The sequence below is a fragment of the Streptococcus parasanguinis genome, from assembly GCF_964238605.1.
In the GTDB taxonomy this organism is placed as follows: domain Bacteria; phylum Bacillota; class Bacilli; order Lactobacillales; family Streptococcaceae; genus Streptococcus; species Streptococcus parasanguinis_AJ.
Genome location: NZ_CAXSMM010000013.1, coordinates 1 through 26,275, shown reverse-complemented (window position 1 = coordinate 26,275; position 26,275 = coordinate 1). Strand labels below are relative to the sequence as shown.

Here is a 26,275-nt window from a genome sequence, read left to right as displayed (position 1 = left end):
TCTCCTCTTTTCTTGTTACTACCTCTATTGTAACGAGAAACCCTCGTTTGTAAAGAAAAACGAGGGGAATGTTTAAAATAGTAGACAAAGAGCTTGATCTAGGAGAATCAAGCTGATGATGAATGGAATGAACCTTCTAGCCCTTCACTGCTTGAGAAATAAAACGAGCGATGTCGTCTGTCTCCCCTTGGTGGAGAGCCTTAACGATTTTGGACCCCACAATAACCCCATCTGAGACCTTGTTGAAACGGTGAACATCCTCCATGCTGGAAACTCCAAAACCTGTTAAAACAGGAATGGACGCTATTTCGTGTAATTGAGCCAAGTGGTGGTCCAAATCCTCTCGATAGCTACCAGCTTTCCCCGTCACTCCATTGACAGCAACGGCATAGATAAATCCTTCTGCATCTTGGATCAATTTCTTTTGACGCTCGATTCCTGTGGTTAAGCTCACTAGCGGCACCAAAGCAATGTCTTTATCCACTAATAGAGGCTCTACCAGATCCGCATGCTCATGAGGGAGATCCGGAATAATCACTCCCTTGACCGCTGTTCCTTCTACATCTCTAAAGAAATTTTCGAGCCCATATTGGAACAAGGGGTTGAAATAGGTCATGATGACCAAAGGAACAGTAGTCTTCAAGCGCTGGATCGTTTGCACCAGACCCTCTGTCGTCGTCCCATGGGCTAAACTTCGTAGTCCCGCCTCTTCAATCACAGGACCATCTGCCACCGGATCCGAAAAAGGAATGCCAACCTCAATAGCTGAGACACCAAGCTCCTCCAAAAATTGGATGGTTTCCTGCAAACCTGCTAAGCCTTTTTCATGATCTCCTGCCATAATATAAGGAACAAAGATCCCTTGCTGCTGGTCTTTCAGCTTTTGTAAATGCTCTGTTAAGGTCTTTCCCATCTTACTCTCCTCTCTCTTGTTCTAGGCGGTCTTTGACTTGTACCACATCTTTATCCCCACGACCTGATAAGCAAACGATCATGGATTTTTCAGGCCCCATTTCCTTGGCCAACTTCACCGCATAGGCGATAGCATGGCTCGATTCCAGAGCTGGAATGATTCCTTCTACTTTTGAAAGCAATTGAAAGGCTTCTAATGCTTCTTGGTCTGTCACAGGCACATAGGTTGCCCGCTTGATGTCATGGAAATAAGAATGCTCTGGCCCAATCCCAGGATAATCGAGACCTGCCGAAATCGAGAAGGCTTCTAAAATCTGTCCATGGGCATCCTGTAAAACATCCATCAAGGCGCCGTGAAGGACTCCCGGACGTCCCTTGGTCAAGGTTGCTGCATGCTGGTCTGTATCTACTCCAAGCCCAGCAGCTTCCGCCCCATACATGGCAACAGAGGCATCTTCAACAAAAGGATAAAAGAGGCCAATGGCGTTCGATCCGCCTCCTACACAGGCTAGGACGGCATCTGGTAGCGCACCATCATTTTGCTCTGCAAATTGGCGTTTGGCTTCTCGACCGATGACACTTTGAAAATCACGGACAATCTCTGGGAATGGATGAGGTCCTAGAGCAGAACCCATGATATAGTGGGTATCCTCCACATTTGCTACCCAGGCTCTAAGGGCAGCATTGACCGCATCCTTGAGAACACGCGACCCATCTGTTACTGATTGAACCTTGGCGCCCAACAATTCCATCCGAAAGACATTGAGGGCTTGGCGTTTGACATCTTCTTCCCCCATGTAGATCGTGCATTCCATATCAAATAAAGCAGCAGCCGTTGCCGTTGCAACACCGTGCTGACCAGCTCCTGTTTCTGCGATGATCTTCTTTTTGCCCATCCGATGTGCCAATAAAACTTGTCCTAGGGCATTATTAATTTTATGAGCCCCTGTGTGGTTGAGGTCTTCTCTTTTAAGAAAAATCTTGGCTCCACCGACATACTTGGTAAGATTTTTAGCGTAATAGAGCGGTGTTTCCCGACCGACATATTGTTTCAGAAGCTGATCCAATTCTGCTTGAAAAGAAGGATCTTTTTGACTTTCTCTGTAGGCTTCTTCTAATTCTAAAACTGCTGTCATCAAGGTTTCAGGGACAAATCGTCCCCCGAACAGCCCGTAAAATCCGTTTTTATCTGGTTGTTTATATGCCATGCTTGACCCTTTCTATAAATCGTTTTATTTTTTCTTGATCTTTTATTCCATTTGTCTCGACCCCACTGGATACATCCACCGCATAAGGATGAAAGAAGCGAATGGCATCTGCTACATTGTCTACCGTCAAGCCTCCTGCAATAAAGAAGGGCTTTATGAAGTTTTGGGTTTCGAGCTTTTGCCAGTCAAAAGTCTCTCCACTTCCTGCTACAGGAGCATCAAAGAGCAGATAATCGGCACTGGTCTCAGGAAGAGCTGCATCTTTCCCCACTTGAACAGCGCGAATCGTTTGTTGGGGAAGGTCTTGCAAGATATTATCATCTATCGGTCCATGCACTTGTATCAGGTCCAAGCCCACAACTTGGCAAGCTTGCTCCACTTCTTCTCTTTGTGGTGATACAAAAACACCGACTTTTTGAACCCCCTTTGGAATCCCTGTAGCCAACTGCCGAGCTTGCTCCAGCGTGACTTGCCGTTTGCTTGGTGCAAAAACAAAACCTATGTAGTCCGCACCGGCATCAACAGCTGTCTGGACAGCTTCCGGAGTGGACAATCCGCAAATTTTAACCTTTGTCAATCTGCAACTCCTTTACTTTTTCAGCCACATTGTCTGCCTTCATGAGCGCTGTCCCAACGAGAATGCCATTAAAATAAGGAGCCAGCATACGCGCATCTGCTGCTGTGAAAATAGCAGACTCAGAGATGTAAACCGGTTCTTGTTCAAAGCTTGTCGCCAATTCAAGGCTAGTATGAAGATCTGTCTCAAAGGTCACCAAGTTGCGATTATTGACCCCTATGATCTGAGCCCCAATCCGGTGAGCGACCTCTAGTTCTGTCAGATTATGGGTCTCCACCAAGACCTCCAGGCCAAGATGGGTCGCAAACCCATAGAGCTCCTTCAGACGAGCCTCTGGTAAGGCTGCAACTATCAACAAGATCACAGTCGCCCCTGCATTTCGCGCCCGAATCACTTGTTTTTCATCCACAATGAAATCTTTGTTGAGGGTGGGGATACGCACCTGACTAGATATTTCGCGGAGATACTCGATACTGCCCTTGAAAAACACTTCATCAGTCAAGACAGAAATCATCACGGCCCCATTTTCTTCGTAAGTCTTAGCCTGCGCGACGATATCCACATCGACATGAATATCTCCCAGACTCGGGCTAGCCTTTTTCACTTCCGCAATGACCTGAAGCTTTTCTGGATGACTCTTTAGGTAATCATACAGGCGGTAGGTCTCGCGCAAAGGTTGGAGCTCCTCTTCCTTCATCGCAGCCACTTCCCGCGCCTTTTCCTTTAGAATCTTTGGCAAGAATTCTTGACTCATTTTTGATACTCCTGTAATAATCTCAATTTCTCAAGGGCAGCCCCACTGGCAATCACTTCCCGTGCCAAGGCAATCCCTTCCTTGATAGAATCTACCTTGCCATTGGCATAAAAACCAAGGCCAGCATTCAAGACCGTCACCTCTAAGAAGGGACTTGCTTCATTCTTCAAGACACTGAGCAAAATTTCCGCATTGCGTTTGGCGTCACCACCACGTACTTGATCAATTTCGATGCGCTCCATTCCGATATCTTCTGGTTGAAAGTTGGATAAGGTAACCTGTCCATTTTCCAGAATAGCGAGCTGGGTTGCCCCATCAAGGCCTGCCTCGTCCAAACCTTGTGGACCACTCACCACCACTGCGCGTTTCCTTCCCAAATTCTTTAGAATCTCTGCTGTACTTTCCAGCATGTCAGGACGACTTGTTCCCAATAGCTGGGTTTCTAGAGGAATCGGATTGATAAGAGGACCAGTTAAGTTCATCACCGTTGGAACCCCTAGCGCCAAGCGAGCGGGCATAATATAGCGCATGCCAGGATGCAGATTTTTGGCAAATAGGAAGACAATTCCCGCCTTTTCAAACACTCGTCCCAAGTCTTCTGGACCCAAATCAAGGTTAATTCCTAGAGCTTCTAGTACATCCGCAGAACCAGATTTAGAAGAGATCGAACGATTTCCGTGTTTCGCCATCTTGATGCCACCACCAGCAAGGACGAAGGCAGCTGTTGTTGAAATGTTGAAACTATAAGAACGATCGCCCCCAGTTCCACAATTGTCCATCGCTCCTTGAACTTCTGTAGGAATAGCGACTGCATAGGCCTGCATCACTTTTGCAATAGCCGTCCGCTCTTCAACCGTTTCTCCCTTCATTTTGAGACCTAGAAGAAGGGCCGTCACCTGGGCTTCTGAAGCACGACCAGCAACGACTTCCTCCATAGCAGCTTCTAACTCTGCACTGGTTAGATCCATTCCTTCCGCCACTTTTGCAAGCACTTGTTTCATCTTCCGCTCCTTGACTAGTTTGACAAAATTTTCGATGGTCTTGAGCCCATCTGGCGTCCCGATACTTTCTGGATGGTATTGAAAACCATAAATCGGTAAGCTACGATGTTGAATCCCCATAATCGCTTGATCATCCGTCGTTCGAGAGGTAATGACAAAATCCTCTGGCATGTCTTCAATCGTCAACGAATGGTAACGCATGACTGGGACCTCTTTTGCGACACCCGCGTATAGCGGAGAGGGAGCTTCTAGCTGGATCTGGCTTTGTTTGCCATGCATGACCTGAGGGGCCAATCCCAAGCGCCCTCCAAAAACTTCCGCAATCGCTTGATGCCCCAAGCAAATCCCCAAGATTGGTTTGACCCCTGCGAAATCTCGGATCATCTCCTCCATCTTACCCGCGTCCTTTGGCCAACCTGGACCTGGAGAAAAGACCAAGGCATCTGCTTCTTGGGCAACTTGGTACAAATCCGGATCATCATTTCGAAGCACCTGGACCTCATCAAATTTTCCGATATACTGTGCTAAATTGTAGGTAAATGAATCGTAATTATCGACTAATAAAATCATCCTTCTTCTCCAATCCTTGTCATCGATTTTGCCTTATTGACGGTTTCTTGGTATTCATTTTCAGCGATCGAATCATAAACGATTCCTGCTCCGGCCTGCACATAAGCCTTCTTATTTTTGAGGATCATGGTTCGAATGGCAATAGCAAAATCGAGATCCCCCGTCACAGAGAGATAGCCAATAGCCCCCGCATAGACGCCTCGTTTCTCTTTTTCTGCCTCATAGATTCGCTTCATGGCTCGAATCTTGGGAGCACCCGAAACGGTCCCCGCTGGAAGAGTTGCCTTCAGAGCCTCAATGGAGGCTAGTCCAGGAAGTAATTGCCCCTTGACTACACTGGTCAGGTGCATGACATAACGGAAGAATTCCACTTCCATATATTTGGTCACTTCAACCGACCCATTTTGGGCGATACGCCCAATATCGTTTCGCCCTAGATCCACCAACATCCGGTGTTCTGCGACTTCTTTTGGATCCCCTGCCAAATCAGCTGCCAATTGCCGATCACTCTCTTCATCGAGCCCTCTGGGACGTGTGCCCGCAATGGGATTGGTCGTCACCACTCGGTCCTTGACCGACACCAGACTTTCCGGACTAGCACCGATAATTTGGTACTCCCCAAAATCATAAAAGTAGAGATAATTCGAAGGGTTGGTCACGCGCAAATTGCGGTAATAATCTAGTGGTTTTCCTGAAAAATCAGCTGAAAAACGTTGACTAAGCACGCATTGGAACATATCCCCTTTTCGAATATAGTCCCGCGCTAGGGCCACCATTTCCTCAAACTCTTTTTGATCCAAATGATTGTGGAAATGAAGTGCATGCAGATCCTTGTCCTGAAACTCTTCTTTTGCAGGTCTTGCCAATTGTGCTAACACTTGCTCCAAGCTCGACGCTTGCTCTGCTTCACTCCGTCCACTATAGAGGTTTTCTTCCACCACATAGACCTTTTCCTTTTTGTGGTCAAAAATCACATAGCTTTCATATAAGAAAAAGTGGAGATCTGGGGTGCCGATCGTATCTTCAGGAATGGAACCAATGTTCTCATAGAGGCCAATCAAGTCATAGCCGACAAATCCAATCGCCCCACCGTTAAAAGGAAGTTCTTCTGAAGTTTTCGTTTTGACCGTGATGCGGTTCAAAAAGTCCAAAGGATCCTCTTCAACAATTTGATCATTGTAATAGAGGACACCATGTTCAAACTTGACTTCACTGACCGGCCGATAGGCTACAATTGAAAAACGCGCATTCTCTTTTTCACGAGGGATCGACTCCAAGATCATTTTATGGGGCGCTTCCAAACGCATATAAGCCAAAATTGGACTCAACACATCAGCAGATAAAACTTTTTTCATATCAGAAACCTCTCTTTTAGAACTCTTTTATTCTAATGAATTCAACCGCACCCTACTTCGCTTGCTAAGGCGATTAAGGTTATCCCATCGCTCTGTTTGCGCTTTGGGATCTATGTGCCTAAGCTCGCTTCGCTTGCTAAGGCACATAGAAAAGCCCTCACACAAAAACTGTGTGAGGGCGTAGTGTCCGCGGTGCCACCTCTTTTATAGGGAAAAATAGCTGGTCTTTCCCCACATCTCTATCTCCTCTATCAAGGAGTTGCACGGTAAGGGGTGCTAACCGAATTCACATGGGTTAGAATTCATTGATCATAACAGTCCAATTTTCATCAGTCGCTATTGCTTGTTCACAATTCCCACAAGCTCCCTGGAAATAGCTGACTCATTACTTTTCTGTTGCTACCATTATAACCCTTTTTCTTAGAAAGTCAATAAAATTTTTAGTCTTTTTTTATACTTTTTTCTACACTTATTTAATACAATCAACTCAAAGTTCCCTATCGGCGCATCTTTTTTAACCCAAAAATAGGATACTTAACAAGGCCAAAATAGCAGGGCCACCTTGGGTCAAGATAATCTTTTTATTGGCTGTCATCGCACCGTAAGCTGCGGCTCCAATAATAAAGAGCACGAAAATCGTAACAACTTCACTATTTTTAGAGACAAACAATCCATACAAGAGGAAGACACCAATCAAGGCATTGTATATCCCTTGATTCTTAAATAAAGAGGTCACAGATGGGCGAGCGAGTTCTTCTTTATCCATGTTGAAAACCCGACTTGTGGTATCAGATGTGGTTCTGATGCTCTCCAAATAAAAAATATATAAATGCTCCAGTGCAGCAAGACTTGCTAAAATAATCGTCAGTAATGACATCGTAGATTCTCCTTTTTATTCGACTGTTATTTGTTCAATGCCAGATACTAATTTGTCCAGCAGGTAAGAAAATTGCTCTTGTTCTTGAGCCGTCAAAATCCGACTCATCTGTTCTTTCACCGCCACATGATAGCGAGGGGGATGTTTGACCAAACGATTATAGGCCGTATCCGTCAAATGAATTAAGATTTCCCGCTGGTTCTTTGGATTTCGACTCCGATGGACAAACCCTTCCTTTTCCAATATTTTGAAATGCCGCGTTAAAGCAGCTGGATCAATCTGCAAGCGTTCCTGAACCGCGATCTGATTGCAAGGTGCTTGTTCTAATAAATCCTGCAAAATTTGGTAACGTGTTAAGCTAATCCCTAGTCGCTTTTCAAAGAGTTGCGTAGTTGATTGATCTGCCAAACGTAGTTGGTAGAGCAAATCATTTATTTCTGCCATATTCCTTCTCCGTATTATTTTTGATAAATCAATAATTGATAAGTCAATTATAAACTTTTTCTTCTATCCTAGCAAGGAAAAGAGCTTGTACTGTTTTTTCACACAAAAAAAGCCGCCTGATTTGGCGACTCTTAGGGAGATTATTATGAAAAAGAAAAGTTTTAGGATTTTTCTAAACAAAGTTAGGAGGTCTTTGTTTATGGTTCTATTATAGCGGACATTTCTTAAAGAAAGCTTACGACTTTATTTCAAAATGAAAACAAATTCTTTACAGATTCTTTTCAGCGTTTAAAATACGTGGGATATCTAGTAAGGTGTTCATCTGATGATTGCCTTGATAGTCAGACGTCAAGAAATTGATACTATGAATCTGGCTATTTCTTGCAAAGTCAATATCCAGGCTCCGATCCCCTATATAGTAGGTCTTTTCTGGATGCAACCCGTACTTCTCTATCAGATACATGGCAGCTTCTGGGTCAGGCTTGCGAGCAAAACCACTTTGACTGGTCAAAATCTCTGTAAAAAAAGATTCCAAACCCAAGTTCCGCAGGATGACAAAGGCATTCTCTCCCTTATGGGTATAGACAAACTGCTCAATTCCAGCTTCTTGTCCCCAGGATAGGACATCACGCGCGCCCTCCATCAGGACGACCTGGGCATTTTTCTCTGCTAGACTTTCTGCTCGGCGATGATTCAAGTCCGTCACATCCAGATGATACTCCTCCGCCACAGCTACTAAAAGATCTTGAACCGAATGCTTCAAGATGTAATCTTTAATGCTAGCCCGGTCAAACGGAAGCTGATAAGATGCATAAGTCTCCTCAAGACCTGCCAGAATAGCATCATAGGAATCCAGCAAGGTTCCGTCCAAATCCCAAATAAAGGCTCGTTTTGTCATTTTTTCTTCTCTCCTACTTTTCGTCTATATAGCTGACTCAAAAATAGCCAACGAAAACCATTGTCGAGCAGTGTCCCAGTCCAGACCCCTGGAAGGCCAAAGCCAAGAGTTACTCCAAGCAGATAACCGACTCCAATTCGAATGACCCACATGCCAATCGTCGTTGCATAAAATGGAAGTTTCCCATTTCCCAAGCCTTGCCAAACAGCTGTATAGATGACCGTTCCTGCTGTAAACGGCGTTCCCAACAAAGAAAAGAGGACAACCGATAGACTAGCTTCTACCGCTTTTGTATCTTGTGTGTAGAGATGGGTCAGAAGGGTGCCCCCAAAAAAGATACTCAGAGCAATGGGCAACATCAACACAAAGGACAAGCAGTAAGACTGCTTTCGAAGGCGGTCAATCTGCTCAAGATCCCCTTCGCCTAGGCTCCGTGCTACGAGCATGACCGTCGCTGTGGCCACTCCAAACACAGGCATGTAGTTGAACTGGGTCAGGGTCTCTCCGATGGCATTTCCTGCGACTGCCTCGGTCCCAAAAGCAACCACGATCGCAATGATCACCACATCTCCAGCCCGCATCATCAGCCGCTCTCCGGCAGCTGGAAGTGCTAAGTTCAAGAGCTTACGATCCAATCCCCAACGAAGGGGGGCAAAGGGTAGCTGGACCTTTTGCCACAAGAGGACAACCCCCACCAGACGGGCCAGCACTGTCCCCAAAGCTGCTCCGACAATTCCCCAGCCAAAAAGGAAAATGGCCACAGAGGAGAACAGAGCGTTTAATAGATTGGTCAAGAGGCTCACATACATAGGAAGACGTGGATTGTTGGCCACCCGAACCAAGGAGCCCAAGGTCGTCATCAATCCTAAGAGAACAATGGTCCCGCCGACCAAGGAAAGGTAAATCCCCCCGCTTTCGGCTACTGCAGCTTCAGTCCCCAACAGCGAAATCATCTGGCGCCCAAATAACAGCGATGCCCCTCCTAAGAGAGCACTCAACAATAAGGTCACCTTCAGTGACTCTGTCGCATGGTAGGCAATATTTTCTTGATTTTTTTCACCCAAGCTTTTGGACATAACACTGGCAACTGCCGCACCCAGTGCCAAAAAGATGGCTTGATAGATGGTGATGATATTCCCTGCGACGGAAACACCTGAAATGGCAATCAAGCCCAGGTGAGCCACTAAATAAGAGTCCACCATGCCCATCAGCATTTGTAAGAAATTTTCACCCATGGCAGGAAGAGCGATATTTAAGATTTTTTTGTATGAATTCATGAGTATATAAAAGAGCCAAACGGCTCTTTTGATCTTTCTAATACAGAGAATTAAAGTCCCAAGTAGTCTTCTACGGCTGCTTGCATGTCTTTGGCTGCCACGCTTGTACGATGGCGAACCGGTGCAGTTTCAAGGCCGTCTACAGCCGGTGGCACAGGAACACCTGAGAGTGTGTGTAATTTAGCCAAGGCTTCGAAATCACCTAGACCTGTCTCGCCTGTCACCGCTTCTACTGCCACAACAGGGAATTTGTAAGGACTTGCTGTAGAGGCAATGACTGTTTTAGCAGTATCCCCTGTTTGGGTCCGGTATTTTTGGTAAACGGCTGATGCTACGGCTGTATGAGGGTCTTCGATGTAATCAGACGCTTCATAGACCCGCTTGATCTCTGCAGCAGTTTCTGCTTCATCTGCGTATGCAGCCGCAAACAAATCTAAGATGTCTGCATCAAAGTTGGACAATTGGTACTGACCTGTTGCAACAAGGCTTTCCATCAATTCTTTGGTCTTTGTGGCATCATTGCCTACCAAGTGGAAAATCAAGCGTTCCAAGTTTGAAGAGACCAAAATATCCATCGATGGACTGGTGGTCACCTTGAACTCACGTTTCTTATCATAGACATGTGTTTTGAAGAAGTCTGTCAAGACATTGTTTTCATTTGACGCACAGATCAATTTTCCAACTGGAAGACCGATTTGTTTGGCATAGAAAGCTGCCAAGATATTTCCAAAGTTTCCTGTTGGGACGGTAAAGTTGACTTTTTCTCCTGCTGTGATTTGGCCTGTCTTCACCAATTGCGCATAGGCGTATACGTAATAGACAACCTGAGGCACCAAACGACCAATGTTCATAGAGTTGGCTGATGAGAATTGCATCTTGTTGGCTGCTAATTTTTCACGGAGCGCCACATCATTGAACATGTGTTTGACATTGGTTTGGGCATCGTCAAAGTTTCCATCAATCGCGATGACATGGGTATTGTCCCCCGTTTGAGTCGTCATTTGCAACTCTTGCACCTTGCTGACACCATCTTTTGGATAAAAGACAATAATCTCTGTTCCTGGAACATCGGCAAAACCTGCCATGGCAGCTTTTCCTGTATCTCCAGAAGTCGCCGTCAAGATGACAATTTTATTTTCCAAGCCGTGCTTTTTAGCTGCTGTTGTCATAAAGTAAGGCAAGATCGACAAAGCCATGTCTTTAAAGGCAATGGTGGAACCGTGGAAAAGTTCTAAGTTGTATTGCCCATCGAGTTTGACAAGCGGAGCAATAGCCGGGGTATCAAACTTGCTGTCATAAGCATGAGAAATACAGTAGTCCAACTCCTCTGCTGTAAAGTCGTCCAAAAAGGCTGACAAAACAAGCTTGGCCACTTCTTGGTAAGAAGCGTCTTTGAGGGTATCAAAATCCAGCTCTACTTGAGGATAAGAGACTGGAGTAAACAAACCGCCATCTGTCGCCAATCCTTGAAGGATGGCTTGACTAGCTGTTACAGTATTTTTTTCATCTCGTGTTGATTGATAAACTAATGTCATGACTGTTTCATTCCTTTACTAGTAGTCTTCTCATTATATCATAAATGTCAGAAAATTTAACGGCTTTTCGCCAAATCTTGGCAAAGGACGGCAAACAGAAGCTAGATAAAAGAGAGCAGGCGCAACGACTTTGCTCCTACTCCCATGCGAATCTGTTTTTCAGGTGTCTGCAAGACTTGATCAAGCCAATCCCAACTCTGCTAAAACAGATGGGAAGTCTTTCTTCAAGCTTTCAAGAGCTACCGTCACTTCTTGACGAGTTTGGTTATTTTTCACAGTGACTTGACCGCTCTCAACTTCACTACTTCCTAAGGTAATCAAGGCTTTGGCCGCAAAGACATCTGCTGACTTAAATTGTGCCTTGAGCTTGCGTCCAAGATAGTCACGTTCTGCCTTGAAACCTTGGATTCGAAGGGCTTGAACCAAGCTAAGCGCCGCTTCATTAACCTCATCTCCTAGGACAGCGATATAGGCATCTAGGCCTGTTTCGATCGGTAATTCAATGCCTTTCTTTTCAAGAACGAGAAGGATCCGTTCCACACCGATACCAAATCCAAAACCAGCTGTCGCAGGGCCACCGAAGTATTCCACCAAACCATCATAGCGACCACCCGCACAGACTGTCAATTCATTGCCTTCAATTTCTGTAATGAACTCAAAAATCGTGTGGTTGTAGTAATCCAAGCCACGCACCATATTGGTATCGATGACATAGGCTACCCCCAAGTCTTCTAACATCCGACGAACCGCATCAAAATGCGCTTGGCTTTCTTCATCTAGATAGTCTAGAATGGAAGGAGCCTGTTCAACCGCCGCCTTGTCTTCTTTTTCTTTTGAATCCAAGACACGAAGCGGATTTTCTTCTAAGCGACGTTGGCTGTCCTTAGACAATTGATCCTTCATTGGCAAGAGGTAGTCGATCAAGGCTTGACGATAAGCCTGACGACTGGCAGGGCTTCCCAAGGTGTTCAAGTGCAAGGTCACATTGTCAATTCCCAATTCTTTCAGGAATTGCGCTGCCATGGCAATGGTTTCGACATCCGTTGCAGGATTGCTTGATCCAAAGCATTCTACCCCAATTTGGTGGAATTGACGCAAACGACCTGCTTGAGGACGTTCATAGCGGAACATTGGGCCTATGTAATAAAACTTACTTGGTTTTTGTACCTCAGGCGCAAAGAGTTTATTTTCTACATACGAGCGGACAACAGGAGCTGTTCCTTCTGGACGAAGCGTGATATGACGGTCTCCCTTGTCATAGAAGTCATACATTTCTTTGGTAACGATATCCGTCGTATCCCCTACTGAACGGCTGATGACTTCATAATGTTCGAAGATCGGTGTGCGGATTTCATCATAATTGTATCGCGCAAAGACCTTGCGTGCAAAGCCTTCTACATATTGCCATTTCGCTGAATCGCCAGGAAGGATATCCTGGGTCCCTTTTGGTTTTTGTAATTTCATAGCCTTCATCCTTTGTCTTACTTTTGCCTCTATTTTACCACAAATTCGAAGAGAAATGGAGGCTGGACCGAATTTCCTTCGTTCAACACGTTCAAAACATCTTTCTCTTCTTGCCTTATCAGCCGAATTATGAGAAAATGGAAGCCATACTACACTGAAAGGATCTTGCGATGAGAGAGGATATCAAAATCAATGACCGCGCCCTCGCACTAGAAAAGCCGTTAATCGAAAAATTGGAGCTTGTATTTGATACCGATGTTGAGTTAGATGTCTATAACCTAGGACTGATCTACGAGATCCATCTAGATGAAGCCGGTACTTGCAAGGTGGTTATGACCTTTACCGATACGGCTTGTAGCTGTGCTGAGAGCCTTCCTATCGAAATCGTCGCTCGCCTAAAAGAGATCGAAGGGATCGAAGATGTCAAGGTCGAAGTGACCTGGTCACCCGCTTGGAAAATTACACGAATCAGCCGATACGGGCGCATCGCCCTTGGCCTTCCACCACGATAACAATCATTACCTTTTAAAAAATGCAGTCAACGAATGAAGGAAGGCCTCTTTGGAAATCCGATCCACAATAAAAAACGAGGAATACCAGCTCTACCATCAGAGTCTGTTCCTCGTTTTTTATGATGATTGAATCCATTAAAACTTTTTCACTACCAGAATGGACTAAGCCTCATCAGCTTTTGGTTCTGGAAGAATTTGATACAACACGATTCCTAGAATCGTTGAAGTTGCCACACCCGTGATTTGAAGACCACCGAGGTCAATCATCAAACCACCGATCCCTGATACCAAGATAACACTAGCAATCAAGAGATTCTTTTTATTATCAAAATCAATCTTATGTTCAACTAAAATTTTCAAACCGCTAGCAGCGATAACCCCAAAGAGGGCAATAGACAAACCTCCCAATACAGGAGTTGGAATAGAGTGCAAGAGTGCTGATAGCTTCCCAATAAAGCTCATGACAACCGCAATCACTGCTGCGCCTGAAATAACGTAAACTGAGTAGACCTTACTAAGGGCCATAACCCCAATGTTTTCCCCATAAGAAGTTACCGGAGGAGCTCCAAAGAATCCAGCAATAATCTGTGCCAAGCCATCACCAGTAAGCGTATGGTCAAGTCCTGGATCCTTGAAATAATCACGCTCCGTCAAACTATTTAAAACCATGAGATGGCCAAAATGTTCCGTCATGGTCACAAAGGCAATCGGAGCCATGGTCAAAATCGCACTTGGATAGAGCTTAAAGCTATAATCCACAAATGGAATGTCAAAGTTTGGAACTTGAATCCAATGCGCTGCACTTACCTCTGAGAAATTGACAAAACTATGTCCTGTCAGCAAACCAAGAGCCACTGAGAAAATATAGCCCACAATTAATCCAAGTAAAATTGGGACAACACCGACAATCTTCTTGCCATACATGTTAAATAGGATAACCGCAAAGAGGGTCACCATCGAAATCAATAGAGCATAACCGCTATAGCTTTTATTTAAGGTTGTCGCATCAGTGACTGCATTCGCCGCAAGACTCAAACCAATTACCATGATAATGGGACCAACCACGATTGGTGGAAGGACCTTATTAATCCAATCTTTACCCGCATGCTTAACAATCAGAGCTACAAACAAGTAGACCAAACCGCCTGCCATGGCACCTTGGGCAACTGCTGCGATTCCATCAGTCTTCATCAACATCTGCATAGCAGCAATATAAGCAAAACTAGATCCCATGTAGGCTGGAATCTTATACTTGGTAACGGTCAAGTGAGCCAAGGTCCCCAAACCAGATGAGAAGAGAGCGATGGCAGGATCAATACCAACCAAAATCGGCACCAGCACTGTCGCCCCAAACATGGCAAACAAATGCTGGAAAGATAAACCAACCAATAAACCAGGTTTTGGCATATCATTCACATCATATTTAACGTCATTCACGATCGTAAAAACCTCCTAAAATTAAGATGCGACAAGCTATGGCTGAACAAAAACGTCTACCTTCGATGACCAAATCGTAAGGGAGTGCTTCATGCTCCATCATCGACGATTTCTTTTTTATCAAACCACTTTTCAATATACAAAAAAATCCCCCACAACAAGGAGATACACAAAATATAGGCTGGTCTTCCCAGGCCTTTCATTTCCATAGCTCCTTGCCTGCCTCTCTGGACAGTATTAAAGGATTGATTCGATTAGTCACAATTATAGCAAATTATAGACGGATTTACAAGAAAAATGACAGATAATACACTCAAATCCCCCAAAAAGTAATATTCATACGCTTCAGCGACAGGGTTAAAAATAGCGACTTTGAGCCAAAAAAGAGGCTGGGACAAAAGTCCTAGCCTCTCAATTATTTTTGGATTGTCGAGCAAGACGCAGTGGTTGAGTGGGCTCTACTACACTGATTTCATCAGCTTTTACAGCTCTACTCAACTGTGCGGAGGTGGGACAAAGTCGTCCTTGTATTTACTGTTTACCAGACTGTTCCATATTCCAGAAGTCGGTTACGGCACCACGTGATGCTGAAGACACGATATGAGCGTATTTACCCAAAACCCCACGGCTATACAGTGGTGGCAAGGTTGTTGCAGCCTTGCGTTTTGCTAACTCTTCGTCTGAAACGTGCATGGTGATTTCTTTGGTATCTTGATCAACCGTTACCAGATCTCCTGTGTGGAGGTAGGCGATTGGTCCACCGACCTGAGCTTCAGGCGCAATGTGACCAACAACGAGACCATAAGTCCCACCTGAGAAACGACCGTCTGTCAAGAGGGCCACCTTGTCCCCTTGACCTTTCCCAACGATCATAGATGACAAGGACAGCATTTCCGGCATTCCAGGTCCACCCTTCGGACCTACGAAACGTACAACAACAACATCGCCATCCACGATTTCGTCCGAAAGAACGGCTTCAATGGCAGCTTCTTCTGAGTCAAAGACCTTAGCAGGGCCCGTGATGTTACGAACTTTCACACCTGATACTTTGGCGACTGCCCCTTCTGGAGCCAAGTTTCCTTTCAAGATGATTAATGGACCATCCGCACGTTTAGGATTTTCAAGTGGCATGATGACTTTTTGACCTGGTGTCAAATCAGCGAAGGCTTCCAAGTTTTCAGCCACCGTTTTACCGGTACAGGTGATGCGATCCCCATGAAGGAAACCATTCTTAAGAAGGTATTTCATGACAGCAGGCACCCCACCGACATTGTAAAGGTCTTGGAAGACATATTTCCCTGAAGGTTTCAAGTCCGCCAAATGAGGCACGCGCTCTTGGAAATCGTTGAAGTCTTCAAGGGTCAAGTCTACATTGGCCGCATGAGCGATCGCAAGCAAGTGAAGGGTGGCATTGGTGGAGCCACCCAGCGCCATGGTGACAGTAATGGCATCTTCAAAGGCTTCACGTGTCAAGATATCAGATGGCTTCAGTCCCATTTCCAGCATCTTGACAACAGCACGACCTGCTTCTTCGATATCGGCCTTTTTATCAGCTGATTCAGCAGGGTGAGAAGAGGAACCGGGCAAGCTCATCCCAAGGACCTCGATCGCTGTCGCCATGGTATTGGCCGTATACATCCCACCACAGCCACCAGGGCCAGGGCAGGCATTACACTCTAATTGCTTCACTTCTTCAGCGGTCATATCGCCGTGATTCCACTTCCCGATACCTTCGAAAACAGAAACCAAGTCGATATCTTTCCCATCGAGATTCCCTGGAGCAATAGTCCCACCATAAGCAAAGATCGCTGGAATATCCATATTTGCAATGGCAATCATCGAACCAGGCATGTTCTTATCACAGCCCCCGATGGCTACAAAGGCGTCGACGTTGTGACCGCCCATAGCCGCTTCGATAGAATCCGCAATGATATCGCGAGAAGTCAAGGAGAAGCGCATTCCTGGAGTCCCCATAGCGATCCCGTCCGCAACCGTAATAGTGCCAAATTGGACTGGCCAAGCACCTGCATCTTTCACACCTTCTTTGGCCAATTTTCCAAAATCGTGGAGGTGGATGTTACAAGGGGTATTTTCCGCCCATGTCGAAATCACTCCAACAATCGGTTTCTCAAAACTTTCATCGGTCATTCCCGTCGCGCGAAGCATGGCACGGTTGGGAGATTTTACCATGCTATCGTAGACACTACTACGATGGCGTTTGTCTAATTCTGTCATGTCATTCCTCTCGTTACATTTTTTACCATTATAGCATAAAAGAGGCCACAAAGATAGGCATGGACTTTGGAGAAACAGACAACAGAAAAGTTTCTTTCAAAAATTTCAATTTTTTTGTCAAGTAACTTTACTTTACAAAAAAGTTTTGTTATACTGTTAAAGTTGATGAAAATCAAACCTAATTGAATTTATATCTTAAAAGGAGAAAAATGAAATGGCAGTACCTGCACGTCGCACATCAAAAGCGAAGAAAAACAAACGTCGTACGCACTACAAAGTAACAGCTCCATCTGTAAACTTTGACGAAGCAACTGGAGATTACTCACGTTCACACCGTGTATCACTTAAAGGATACTACAAAGGACGTAAGATCGCTAAAGCTGCATCAGCTGAATAATAGAAGGGAGATACCATGCGCGTAAATATTACACTTGAACACAAAGAATCTGGTGAACGCTTGTACCTTACTTCTAAAAACAAACGTAACACTCCAGACCGTCTTCAATTGAAGAAATACTCACCAAAACTTCGCAAACACGTTGTGTTTACAGAAGTGAAATAGGGGTTCACTACACGTCAATAGACGTTAAAAACCTTGATTTTAAGCAATTTTTGAAATTTCAAATTTCACTACATTGCAATATAAATCAATCGAATCACTACCTTTTTCACTACCTTTTTTGAAATAAAAATAATGATTCGGATATTTAAAAGAAGAGGAACTTTAGTGTGAAGCTCCTCTTTTTGTTATTTGTTCTTTTACTTACAAATAGTAACATTTGGTTTGGAAAGTATGGGTTTTCAGTTGGGTTAAAAACAGGGGAATATTTTTAGTTCTGTAAGTATTAATCTATACGCTTACATATATCTTTTGCTCTCTATCCTTTAGGTGAAAATACCGATTTTATGGTATAATAAGGATAACTCTATATAAGGAGGTGTGCCATGACTCTTGATGTGAATAAAGAAGAATTAACAATTTTAGGAATTCCCTTTGATAACTTTTCAGATTTTGATACTGTCTGGTATGCTATTGGGTCATCAATGATTGAAAATTATGAACCTACTGTTCAAGATGTGATTGATTTAAAAACTTATGTTATCAACAAACGAAAGGAATTGAATATTGGTTAAAAATCAATACGAAGGCTATGAGTACATTGACCCCAATCACCAATATACCTATCCAAATTCTACAGTCTTAATCAACAAACAAAATATTACAAATATTGAAGAAGCCTATCGGAATGAGCATTTATTCGTTACTAAAAGGCTTGCAGACTTGCGCTTGAAAACCATTGAAGTATATTCCATTAGTGATATTTTAGCCATTCATAAATATTTATTTCAAGATGTCTATGCTTGGGCGGGGCAATTTCGCAAGGTGAATATCTCAAAAAATGGGAATCCTTTTATGTCAATACAATCTTTCAGTACTGCCCAAGTATATATAAACCGCCTTATTCATACCTATTATCAAACTGCTAATTCAAAAGATGGGATTATTAAACAATTAGCAAAAATTCTTGATAATCTTAATTATTTCCATCCCTTCCGAGAAGGTAATGGACGAACTCAACGAGAAGTTATTCGTTCCTTAGCACTGTCAAAAGGATATTCTGCACAAATACGTGTGGAGCAAGATGACGAGGTTTACAATCTTTATATGGACGGAACAGTCTATGGAGATTTAAGAAAGTTAGAAGAACTACTTGGTAAAATACTGGAAAAATTGTAAATTAGTCTACAAAAATACTTCTATATTTTTAAATATCCTAAATATCACAGAAAATTATAACTTACCAAGGTTTAAATCATAATAGATAGACAAAAAGCTTCTGAAATCTAACATTTCAGAAGCTTTTTTCTTGTCATAAAATGGCTACAACTATTATTATTCAATACATATTATATCTATTTATTAAAATAATTAATAATTAAGTAGTGGTCCGCTAAGATGAAATTCAAAATTTGTAACATCAACTAAACCAACAACTTTGTCACTTTGATATAATTCCATCAAAAATTGTGCCATCTCTTCACTTGTGTGATATTTAGCAAAATGCTCATCATAATCATATTCTTTAGAATCTGTAGCAACTTGACCGAATTCCGTTTTTGTGGCAGCTGGAGCTAAAACCTTAGCTTTTAATTGATGTTGATTTGCCTCTAGTTCCAATGCCAAGCCTTCTGTAAAAGCACTGACATAAAATTTACTTGCACAGTATGTAACTGCATTTGGAACCATCATGTATCCGCCTCTAGATGATAAGTTAATCAATTGAGCGCCTTTACAATCTTTATAATCTCTCACATATAGAGTTGATAGAATTGTTAAAGCTTCAATGTTTAGATGGATTAATGTTATTATCTTTTCTAAATCTTGAGATTCAACCTTATCATAATTTCCAAAACCAGCATTATTTATTAGCGTAGTAATGTGATATTTTTTCAAGCTTTCATAAAGAGCAAAAATATTACTGGACTTCGATAAATCAACAACTTTAATAACAACATCTAAATCCGGATAATGGTTCAAAATCTCTTGCTTCAATTTTTCTAGTCGTTCTTGACGCCGAGCAATTAAAATAAGATTCGTTCCTAATTTTGCAAATTGTCTTGCTGTCTCCGCTCCTATACCAGCACTGGCTCCAGTAATACAAGTATAATTCTTCGTTTGTTCCATACTATTTTCTCCTTTACAGATTGCTATTTGCATTTTTTATAAGAGTCGCTGCTCCCATCAAGGTTCTTGACAGCCTTATCACTAAGCCCCTTTGGAGCTCTCTATTCCTTCAAACCAATTTTTCGTCTATATGGTATTACCTCCTCTCCTAGCTTTATATCAAATTCCTTTGATACTATGTATTTTACATAGTAAAGCGCACTTTATGTCAAGAGAAAACTGAAAATTTTTTAATTTTTTAAAAATTATGCTAAAATAATAAAAAATAAAGGGGGGAAATATTATGGCTTACTATTCTATTGGAGAATTTGCTAAAAAAACTGGACTTCCTATTCCCACACTTCGATACTATGAGCAAGAAAAATTGATTTACTCACACAGAGAAGAAAATAATCGTAGATACTATGATGACTCTGATATAGCGTGGGCTCAATTCATTATTAGATTAAAAAAGACGGGAATGTCTATTAAAAATATGCAAGAATACGCTGACCTAAGATATAAAGGAGACTCCACAATTCCTCAACGACTTAGACTACTATTTTTTCAACTTGATGAACTTCATAAGCAACAAACTGAAATTAACCAACATATTGATTTTCTTGAAAAGAAAATTAAAACTTATTTAGGTATTAATCCTAATTAGCACCATTATTATTTTCTTTATCTAAAAAAGGGATTGACAATTGAACTCTTTTTATATTACTTGTTAAATGGTTGTAATTGGGATTTTCTTAAGTTGAACTTGTAAAATAGAAGTGTATACATTTTTAATCTATAGTCGTAGAGATTTAGTAAAACTATAGCCAAATATAGATCTTTTTCTATAATTTACTAATGTCTGTTATAATGGACATTATTTGAAATTTCCATTATAACAGACATTAATACAGTTTTGTAACATTATTTTGGTATAGTAATATTATAAAAGGAGGCAAAGATTATGAGAAAATTAGTAGGTATATTACTGCTTTCATTATCAATAATTACTTTAATTGCTTGCTCAAAAAACAACCACCAATCTTTAGATGGTGAGTATTATTGGATCTCAAGTGAAAGAAACGAGTTGGCGTTTACTATTAAAGGAGATAATGCTTCCATAGAGCATGGAGAAGCCGATAGTTTTATCATTAACAAAAAAAAGAATACGATCGAATTAACTGGACAAAATATTGCAAGTCGAACAGAAGAATATTCATTTAAAGATGGGGTCTTTTCTGTTGATATTAGTGGAGTTAAGCACGACTACTATCTTAAAGATAGCGAAGCATATAATAACGCACTAAAACAATATGGAAATAAATAACATCATTCACACCTATTTTCCTGAATAGGTGTTTTTTTCAAATAAAAAAGACTCCGGAGAGTCTTCGCATTACTTATGCAATTCTTTATTACTCAATGTATGAAAAATACCCCACAGAAGAATATTTACAATGATAAACAGCAAAATTTCCACTAAATTAAAGTCTATCAAATTCCGTGACCGCATTGCCACCATAGCTTGGGAGTAGGGATAGATTAAAGATAATTTATCTGATACAAAAATCATCATGAATCCTACGAAAGTACCAATAGAACCAATTCCCACAGATTTACTAAAAACACGAGTTTTAGCTGTCACAAAAAACTGTACTGCCATCATACTAATTGTTCCAAAAATCCCCAATAAATCCCACTTAAGGTAGGTGAACAAATTAGAAATTTCTAAATGAATTAGGTGAGCACTGACATAAAAAATACCAAACAAGAACAACTGTAAAACAGCAATAAACAAGATAATTACTATTTCTTTTGCCAACAATAATTTCCCAAGACTGACATTATTAGCTCTGAGAAATTCAATATTTTTCCTATCAAACTCTTTTCCTAACATCATGGCTACATAAATGCTGACCAAAATCGGAAAGAAAAGCTGGCTATAATAGAAGGTCAATTGTCCCCATAAAACAGGCACTTTTTCACTTTCTGCAACCATAGAATAAGCTGCACCTAAGTAAATACCAAGACCAATCAGGCTACAAAAAGCTAAGAAGAAAATACCAATCATCAACATGGAAAATTTTTGGGTTTTCCGCCATTCTACTGATAGATAAGACATCATAGCTTGCCTCCTTTCTTTTCAACTAGATAGAGAGATAAGAAGAGATAGATTAGGGCTATTGGCAAATATGTAAAGAGTTTAAATCCTAGGTTTGTCGCCAAAACATAACTCACTTGACTGGCGACTTTCTGGTAATCCACCAGAGACAGATATGCTATACCACCAAATGGGAAAATCAGCTGTAGAAAAGCTGTTGCATGACCAAATCCAACTCCAAGAAATCCTCCGAAAATCCCTAATGCCATTATCAATGCCTGCTTTTTCAGTAAAAACTGCAAAGTCAAAAACAGACAGGTTAAGACAAAAGATGCTAGCAAGAAAATGACGATTTGCCAGAGGATTAGGCTAACAGGCATTTCTAGACCAGAAAAGTTTGCAATCAACTGGACTACTACTCCCTCCAAAATAGCGAGAAAGGTCAAAACGAACATAGTCAGGCCAAGCTTACTCAGAAAGATATGCCGTACATTTTCACCATTTGCCAAAAGCAGTTTGAAAGTGTTGCCCTCCTTCTCGTTCTTGACAATCCGGGATACAAAGAGAGCAATCACGATAGGGAGAATCAAGCCATTTACTTCTTTTATCATATAGAAAATTAGGTTAATCTGGTGCATGTCTGGATTACTTAGGTAACGTGTAGCGGCTGCAATTGCCCAAGCAAATCCGACTCCCATAACTAGTATGATAATGAAGAAGGATTTGGTTCGTTTTGCCTTGAGCAATTCAATAGACAAATTATTCAACATAAGACTCACTCCTTGGTTAAGTTGAGGAAGATAGATTCCAAGGTTTCTTGTTCTTGCTTCACTTCATAAATTGGAACTTCCTCGACTATTAAATCTCGTAACAAACTAGAAATCTGCTGGTCGGCAAGGTTAGTCAGCTTGAGTTTATCCTCATGTATTTCTAACATCTTGCACGGATAACCAAATAACACTTGGCTAATGGCTTCACGTCGACCTCTAAAATCCCCACGCACTTCCAGCCATTTATTGGACTGAATTTTACGAATTTCTCCCTCGTAAACGAGTTGACCATGATTGATAATCCCTACACGGTCAGCGATATGCTCTACTTCAGAAAGGATATGGGTAGAGATGAAGACAGTAATGCCCTGTTCTTTTGCCAACTTGATAATCAGTTCCCGAATTTCATGAATCCCTGCTGGGTCTAGCCCGTTAGTTGGTTCATCCAGTATCAACAAACGCGGTTTCTTGACTAAGGCAAAGGCTAAAGCCAAACGCTGTTTCATACCCAGAGAATAATCTTTAACCAATTTTTTCTTGTTTTTAGGTTGATCTAACCCAACAATTTTCAAGGTTTCCTGAATATTTTTCTTATCAAATCCAAGGATTTTTTGGAAAACCAAGAGATTTTCATAGCCTGTCAAATTAGGATAATAAGACGGTTCTTCAATCATAGAGCCAATCTGATTAAGATACTGCTTGTCCGTACCTATGGATTGACCGAACACTTCAATATCCCCAGCTGTACGAGAAATCAAAGACAAAATCATCTTCATGGTGGTTGTTTTCCCAGCTCCATTTGGACCTAGAAAACCATAAATCTCACCTTGTTGAACTGATAAGGATCTAAGGTTAACTACCTGAGTGTCCTTAAATTCCTTTTGTAAGTTTTTTATCTGTAAAACATTACTAATCATTATGAACTTCCTCCATTAAACTAAAAAATTTTCTATAATTTTGATTTCCATGAATCAAATTATCATGAGTATCTTTGATAACATCTCTACTACTCTTATCAACAAAAATGATAGAATCAACATAATTCACAATATCTAATTGGTGAGTCACTATTACCATTGTTTTGTCTGAATAAAATGGATTTGGATTACTCCACCACCAGCACCAAGAACGTTATCAAGTTCTTCAAGAGTCAATTCTTGAAGAGAATTCATTGCTTCAATCTCAACGAGATTCATTTGTTGTTTAACCATTTGGAAATACCTCACTGATTAAAATTAATTTGAGAAGTATCTCTATCTAGGTTATGTCTTTATTATAGACATGCTAGATTAATTTTAAACTAAGCTAACCTTAATTTTACATTAAGATTAAAGTATTTTTCTTTTTTTCACTCTTTTAAATGGTATAATTTAAATAAGCGAGGTAAGATTATGAGTTTCGAACAACAACTCCTGAATAAGCACATCCTTATCATTGATGACGACAAAATTTTAAACTCTTCCATAAGAGATATTCTCACTGCCTACGGATTTTCCAATCTAACATCAGCCTATGATATAGAATCTAGTTTGGACATGATTGAAATAGAGCAGTTCGACCTTTTCCTTTTGGACATTATGCTACCCGATGGGGATGGCTACACATTAGCAAAACATATCCGAAAAAAAGGCGATACTCCTATCCTCTTTCTGACTGCCAAAAATAATCCTGAAGATGAGATAGCTGGTTTCAATGCTGGTGGTGATGATTATATCATGAAACCCTTCATTCCAAAAAATCTTATCTATCGTATTATGGCTCTGCTCCGTAGAAGTTATAAATCAGAACAGGAAACAATACAGATTGGACAGACTTTGGTGAGTTTTCGGAATGCAACAGTACAAAAAAATGGAGCAGAAATTTCTATTACGCCAATTGAAATTCAGATTTTGAAAAAACTTTACGATAATAAAAATTACATCGTTTCAACCGAATCTCTCTGTGATACGATTTGGGGAGTGGATAGCTTTGGTTATGAAAACTCTTTGACTGTACATATTCGGAAAATTCGAGAAAAAATAGAAGAAAATCCTTCAAAACCTCAATATTTAAAGACAGCTAAAGGGCTAGGATATAAATTGTTATCATGATTATGAATCAAACCAAAATTTTAAGGTATTCACTAAAGAAATTTATCTTTTCTTCCATCATTATCTTTATTACCAATATTATTCTAATTGCCAGTTTTGTTTTCTACATTAGTAAAAAGCAAACTGCTACTGAGACTGTGAAAATAATTTCTGAACACATTACCATCACAAATAATAACGTCCACATACCTGAAAATGATATTTCTAGTCTAAAAGAACAAAAGTTATGGCTCATGGTATTGGATAAGCAGACTGGAAAACAAGTGTTCGAACAGTATAAACCTACAGAAGTTCCTTCGCAATTTGACTACGGGGACATTTTACAGTTTTCTCGCTATTATCTTTCAGATTATCCTGTTTTTAGTCAGATAAAAGGTGGATACATCATTGTTGTTGGTTTTCCAAAAGATAAAATTGCTCGTTATAGTTTTAATTACTTAGATATAGATAGTCTCCGCCTGTTTCCACTAATAGCATTTGGAGTATTGCTTTTCAACTGCCTTTATTTCGCTTTTCTTTACTACTATGGCGTGACGCATATCAATCGTAAAATTGTGCCTCTTGTAACTGCTATTCAGAATCTCCCAGATGGTTTGAAAAATCCAATAAATTCTATATCAGAACTAGAATATCTTACAACTGCAATTAATCAAACCGATACTCTACTCAAAGAGAATGAAGTCTTTAAAGAGCAATGGATTTCAGGTATTGCACACGATATCAAAACACCTCTTTCTGTCATCATTTCTAACGCGTCCTTGTTAAATGATTCTGAACTAGATACACAGTTTAAAAAACATATTCGTCCAATATTGACGGAATCCTATTACATCCAAAATGTTTTAAATGACTTAAATATAGTAGCTCGCCTTTCATCCGGTCATCTTCAATTAAATCAGACTGAAACAAAAATTATCCCCTTCTTCAAAGACATTCTCATCCATATTTTAAATCAAGAAATCTGGAATGAATTTGAATTTGAATTTGATTACGATTATTCACTTGTTAATCAATCTATCATGATTGAGCAGTTTTTAATCACAAGAGTTATCCATAATATCATCTACAACTCTGTTTTACATAACGAAAAGGGTTGCACAATAAGAATCCACTTATACAAAAAAGATACAAATGTAATTGTCGAAATCAAAGATAATGGACAGGGAGCTTCACCAGAAAAAATTGCTGAACTTAATGAATTATCTTTTAAAAATATTGATATTTCTAAAATTAGAACGACTGGAATTGGGCTAAAAATTTCAAAACAAATTGTTGATTTGCATCAGGGCTCTATTTCATTTGCTAGTGTTCAAAATGAATTCTTTGAAAGTATCATTTCACTTCCGATTTTCAACATTACCAATTAGATAAAAAAATGGAGAAGAACCATTAGAGTCTTCTCCATTTTATTCATCTTATCTTCCACTTATACCCTGTCTAGAAAAAATAATACACTATTATTATTTTACATTAACAATATCACTGTTCAACAGGTAAGAAATTCCCTACAATAATCCCTACAATTCTAGGATCTTCATCATACGATAAAAAAATATCTTGATACTTTAGATTGATAGAAACTAATCTTAATCC

At 41.0% G+C, this 26,275-nt stretch carries 28 protein-coding genes and 2 pseudogenes; 9 read left to right on the top strand and 21 right to left on the bottom strand.

Annotated features, from left to right (window positions below; translation table 11 throughout):
- Positions 1 to 136: 136 nt before the first annotated feature.
- The 13 genes and pseudogenes from trpA to hisS form a co-directional block, all read right to left on the bottom strand.
- Complete coding sequence (gene trpA / locus ACESR9_RS08935; RefSeq protein WP_373106328.1) at positions 137 to 913, bottom strand: tryptophan synthase subunit alpha; 777 nt, start codon at positions 911 to 913, stop codon at positions 137 to 139.
- Between the two features lies 1 nt (position 914).
- Positions 915 to 2,120, bottom strand: a complete 1,206-nt coding sequence (trpB, locus tag ACESR9_RS08930) for a tryptophan synthase subunit beta (RefSeq protein WP_373106327.1) — start codon at positions 2,118 to 2,120, stop codon at positions 915 to 917.
- Positions 2,110 to 2,697, bottom strand: coding sequence for a phosphoribosylanthranilate isomerase (locus tag ACESR9_RS08925; protein ID WP_373106326.1), 588 nt, complete (start codon positions 2,695 to 2,697; stop codon positions 2,110 to 2,112). Before ACESR9_RS08925 ends, trpB begins: the two co-directional genes overlap by 11 nt.
- Positions 2,684 to 3,451: an indole-3-glycerol phosphate synthase TrpC gene (trpC, locus tag ACESR9_RS08920; RefSeq protein ID WP_373106325.1), complete on the bottom strand. Its 768-nt coding sequence runs from the start codon at positions 3,449 to 3,451 to the stop codon at positions 2,684 to 2,686. The genes ACESR9_RS08925 and trpC overlap by 14 nt, the downstream gene beginning before the upstream one ends.
- The gene (gene trpD / locus ACESR9_RS08915) at positions 3,448 to 4,452 is read right to left on the bottom strand and encodes an anthranilate phosphoribosyltransferase (RefSeq protein ID WP_373106340.1); all 1,005 of its coding nucleotides are present in this window, start codon (positions 4,450 to 4,452) and stop codon (positions 3,448 to 3,450) included. Before trpD ends, trpC begins: the two co-directional genes overlap by 4 nt.
- Before the next feature lie 9 nt (positions 4,453 to 4,461).
- Positions 4,462 to 5,022: pseudogene (locus tag ACESR9_RS08910) on the bottom strand (aminodeoxychorismate/anthranilate synthase component II); the annotation flags it as partial.
- The gene (trpE, locus tag ACESR9_RS08905; RefSeq protein WP_373106324.1) at positions 5,019 to 6,377 is read right to left on the bottom strand and encodes an anthranilate synthase component I; all 1,359 of its coding nucleotides are present in this window, start codon (positions 6,375 to 6,377) and stop codon (positions 5,019 to 5,021) included. The pseudogene ACESR9_RS08910 and the gene trpE, both read right to left, overlap by 4 nt.
- A 514-nt stretch (positions 6,378 to 6,891) precedes the next feature.
- Complete coding sequence (locus ACESR9_RS08900; RefSeq protein ID WP_023920162.1) at positions 6,892 to 7,254, bottom strand: DUF1304 domain-containing protein; 363 nt, start codon at positions 7,252 to 7,254, stop codon at positions 6,892 to 6,894.
- Positions 7,255 to 7,269: 15 nt separating this feature from the next.
- Positions 7,270 to 7,698: a MarR family winged helix-turn-helix transcriptional regulator gene (locus ACESR9_RS08895; RefSeq protein ID WP_023920160.1), complete on the bottom strand. Its 429-nt coding sequence runs from the start codon at positions 7,696 to 7,698 to the stop codon at positions 7,270 to 7,272.
- 268 nt (positions 7,699 to 7,966) lie between these two features.
- On the bottom strand, positions 7,967 to 8,596 hold the full coding sequence (locus tag ACESR9_RS08890) for an HAD-IA family hydrolase (protein WP_373106323.1): 630 nt from the start codon (positions 8,594 to 8,596) through the stop codon (positions 7,967 to 7,969).
- On the bottom strand, positions 8,593 to 9,873 hold the full coding sequence (locus tag ACESR9_RS08885) for an MATE family efflux transporter (protein WP_373106322.1): 1,281 nt from the start codon (positions 9,871 to 9,873) through the stop codon (positions 8,593 to 8,595). The genes ACESR9_RS08890 and ACESR9_RS08885 overlap by 4 nt, the downstream gene beginning before the upstream one ends.
- 50 nt (positions 9,874 to 9,923) lie before the next feature.
- Complete coding sequence (gene thrC, locus ACESR9_RS08880) at positions 9,924 to 11,408, bottom strand: threonine synthase (RefSeq protein ID WP_014712664.1); 1,485 nt, start codon at positions 11,406 to 11,408, stop codon at positions 9,924 to 9,926.
- A 180-nt stretch (positions 11,409 to 11,588) separates the two neighbouring features.
- On the bottom strand, positions 11,589 to 12,872 hold the full coding sequence (gene hisS, locus ACESR9_RS08875; protein WP_003010893.1) for a histidine--tRNA ligase: 1,284 nt from the start codon (positions 12,870 to 12,872) through the stop codon (positions 11,589 to 11,591).
- 170 nt (positions 12,873 to 13,042) lie between these two features.
- Here hisS and ACESR9_RS08870 point away from each other — a divergent pair, with 170 nt between their 5' ends.
- A complete protein-coding gene (locus tag ACESR9_RS08870) occupies positions 13,043 to 13,384 on the top strand; it encodes a metal-sulfur cluster assembly factor (RefSeq protein ID WP_003010891.1) in 342 nt (113 codons plus the stop codon).
- 162 nt (positions 13,385 to 13,546) lie between these two features.
- On the opposite strand, the gene ACESR9_RS08865 is transcribed toward ACESR9_RS08870, so the two are convergent.
- Together ACESR9_RS08865 and ilvD are read right to left on the bottom strand one after the other, a co-directional pair.
- Positions 13,547 to 14,821 carry a uracil-xanthine permease family protein gene (locus ACESR9_RS08865; protein ID WP_373106321.1) on the bottom strand — a complete coding sequence of 425 codons (1,275 nt, stop codon included), beginning with the start codon at positions 14,819 to 14,821 and terminating at the stop codon, positions 13,547 to 13,549.
- 531 nt (positions 14,822 to 15,352) lie between these two features.
- Complete coding sequence (gene ilvD, locus ACESR9_RS08860) at positions 15,353 to 17,056, bottom strand: dihydroxy-acid dehydratase (RefSeq protein ID WP_373106320.1); 1,704 nt, start codon at positions 17,054 to 17,056, stop codon at positions 15,353 to 15,355.
- A gap of 214 nt (positions 17,057 to 17,270) precedes the next feature.
- Between ilvD and rpmF the strand changes: the two genes are divergently transcribed.
- The 4 genes from rpmF (at position 17,271) to ACESR9_RS08840 (ending at position 18,794) form a co-directional block, all read left to right on the top strand.
- The gene (gene rpmF, locus ACESR9_RS08855) at positions 17,271 to 17,453 is read left to right on the top strand and encodes a 50S ribosomal protein L32 (RefSeq protein WP_003009516.1); all 183 of its coding nucleotides are present in this window, start codon (positions 17,271 to 17,273) and stop codon (positions 17,451 to 17,453) included.
- A gap of 15 nt (positions 17,454 to 17,468) precedes the next feature.
- Positions 17,469 to 17,618, top strand: coding sequence for a 50S ribosomal protein L33 (rpmG, locus tag ACESR9_RS08850; protein WP_001265622.1), 150 nt, complete (start codon positions 17,469 to 17,471; stop codon positions 17,616 to 17,618).
- 383 nt (positions 17,619 to 18,001) lie between these two features.
- Positions 18,002 to 18,190, top strand: coding sequence for a hypothetical protein (locus ACESR9_RS08845; protein WP_000171299.1), 189 nt, complete (start codon positions 18,002 to 18,004; stop codon positions 18,188 to 18,190).
- The gene (locus ACESR9_RS08840; protein WP_000240414.1) at positions 18,183 to 18,794 is read left to right on the top strand and encodes a Fic/DOC family protein; all 612 of its coding nucleotides are present in this window, start codon (positions 18,183 to 18,185) and stop codon (positions 18,792 to 18,794) included. Before ACESR9_RS08845 ends, ACESR9_RS08840 begins: the two co-directional genes overlap by 8 nt.
- A 192-nt stretch (positions 18,795 to 18,986) precedes the next feature.
- Here ACESR9_RS08840 and ACESR9_RS08835 read toward each other — a convergent pair whose 3' ends face one another.
- The gene (locus ACESR9_RS08835) at positions 18,987 to 19,742 is read right to left on the bottom strand and encodes an SDR family NAD(P)-dependent oxidoreductase (protein ID WP_049526034.1); all 756 of its coding nucleotides are present in this window, start codon (positions 19,740 to 19,742) and stop codon (positions 18,987 to 18,989) included.
- A gap of 283 nt (positions 19,743 to 20,025) precedes the next feature.
- On the opposite strand from ACESR9_RS08835, the gene ACESR9_RS08830 reads away from it, so the two are divergent.
- Positions 20,026 to 20,388, top strand: a complete 363-nt coding sequence (locus ACESR9_RS08830) for a MerR family transcriptional regulator (RefSeq protein WP_000332322.1) — start codon at positions 20,026 to 20,028, stop codon at positions 20,386 to 20,388.
- Positions 20,389 to 20,685: 297 nt separating this feature from the next.
- The gene (locus ACESR9_RS08825; RefSeq protein WP_373106317.1) at positions 20,686 to 21,048 is read left to right on the top strand and encodes a hypothetical protein; all 363 of its coding nucleotides are present in this window, start codon (positions 20,686 to 20,688) and stop codon (positions 21,046 to 21,048) included.
- A gap of 69 nt (positions 21,049 to 21,117) precedes the next feature.
- Here ACESR9_RS08825 and ACESR9_RS08820 read toward each other — a convergent pair whose 3' ends face one another.
- The 4 genes from ACESR9_RS08820 to ACESR9_RS08805 form a co-directional block, all read right to left on the bottom strand.
- Entirely contained in the window at positions 21,118 to 21,846 is a 729-nt protein-coding gene (locus ACESR9_RS08820; protein WP_006149384.1) for an ABC transporter permease, read from the bottom strand.
- Positions 21,843 to 22,592 carry an ABC transporter permease gene (locus tag ACESR9_RS08815; RefSeq protein ID WP_029689695.1) on the bottom strand — a complete coding sequence of 250 codons (750 nt, stop codon included), beginning with the start codon at positions 22,590 to 22,592 and terminating at the stop codon, positions 21,843 to 21,845. Before ACESR9_RS08815 ends, ACESR9_RS08820 begins: the two co-directional genes overlap by 4 nt.
- A 5-nt stretch (positions 22,593 to 22,597) precedes the next feature.
- Positions 22,598 to 23,509 (bottom strand): ABC transporter ATP-binding protein, encoded by a 912-nt coding sequence (locus ACESR9_RS08810; RefSeq protein ID WP_014713369.1) that lies wholly within the window; start codon positions 23,507 to 23,509, stop codon positions 22,598 to 22,600.
- A gap of 153 nt (positions 23,510 to 23,662) precedes the next feature.
- Positions 23,663 to 23,803, bottom strand: coding sequence for a type A2 lanthipeptide (locus tag ACESR9_RS08805; protein ID WP_006149380.1), 141 nt, complete (start codon positions 23,801 to 23,803; stop codon positions 23,663 to 23,665).
- Positions 23,804 to 23,983: 180 nt separating this feature from the next.
- On the opposite strand from ACESR9_RS08805, the gene ACESR9_RS08800 reads away from it, so the two are divergent.
- Together ACESR9_RS08800 and ACESR9_RS08795 are read left to right on the top strand one after the other, a co-directional pair.
- Positions 23,984 to 24,682: a response regulator transcription factor gene (locus tag ACESR9_RS08800; RefSeq protein ID WP_006149379.1), complete on the top strand. Its 699-nt coding sequence runs from the start codon at positions 23,984 to 23,986 to the stop codon at positions 24,680 to 24,682.
- Positions 24,679 to 26,049 carry a sensor histidine kinase gene (locus ACESR9_RS08795; RefSeq protein ID WP_070458754.1) on the top strand — a complete coding sequence of 457 codons (1,371 nt, stop codon included), beginning with the start codon at positions 24,679 to 24,681 and terminating at the stop codon, positions 26,047 to 26,049. The genes ACESR9_RS08800 and ACESR9_RS08795 overlap by 4 nt, the downstream gene beginning before the upstream one ends.
- 112 nt (positions 26,050 to 26,161) lie before the next feature.
- On the opposite strand, the pseudogene ACESR9_RS08790 reads toward ACESR9_RS08795, so the two are convergent.
- Positions 26,162 to 26,275: pseudogene (locus ACESR9_RS08790) on the bottom strand (DNA-binding protein); the annotation flags it as partial.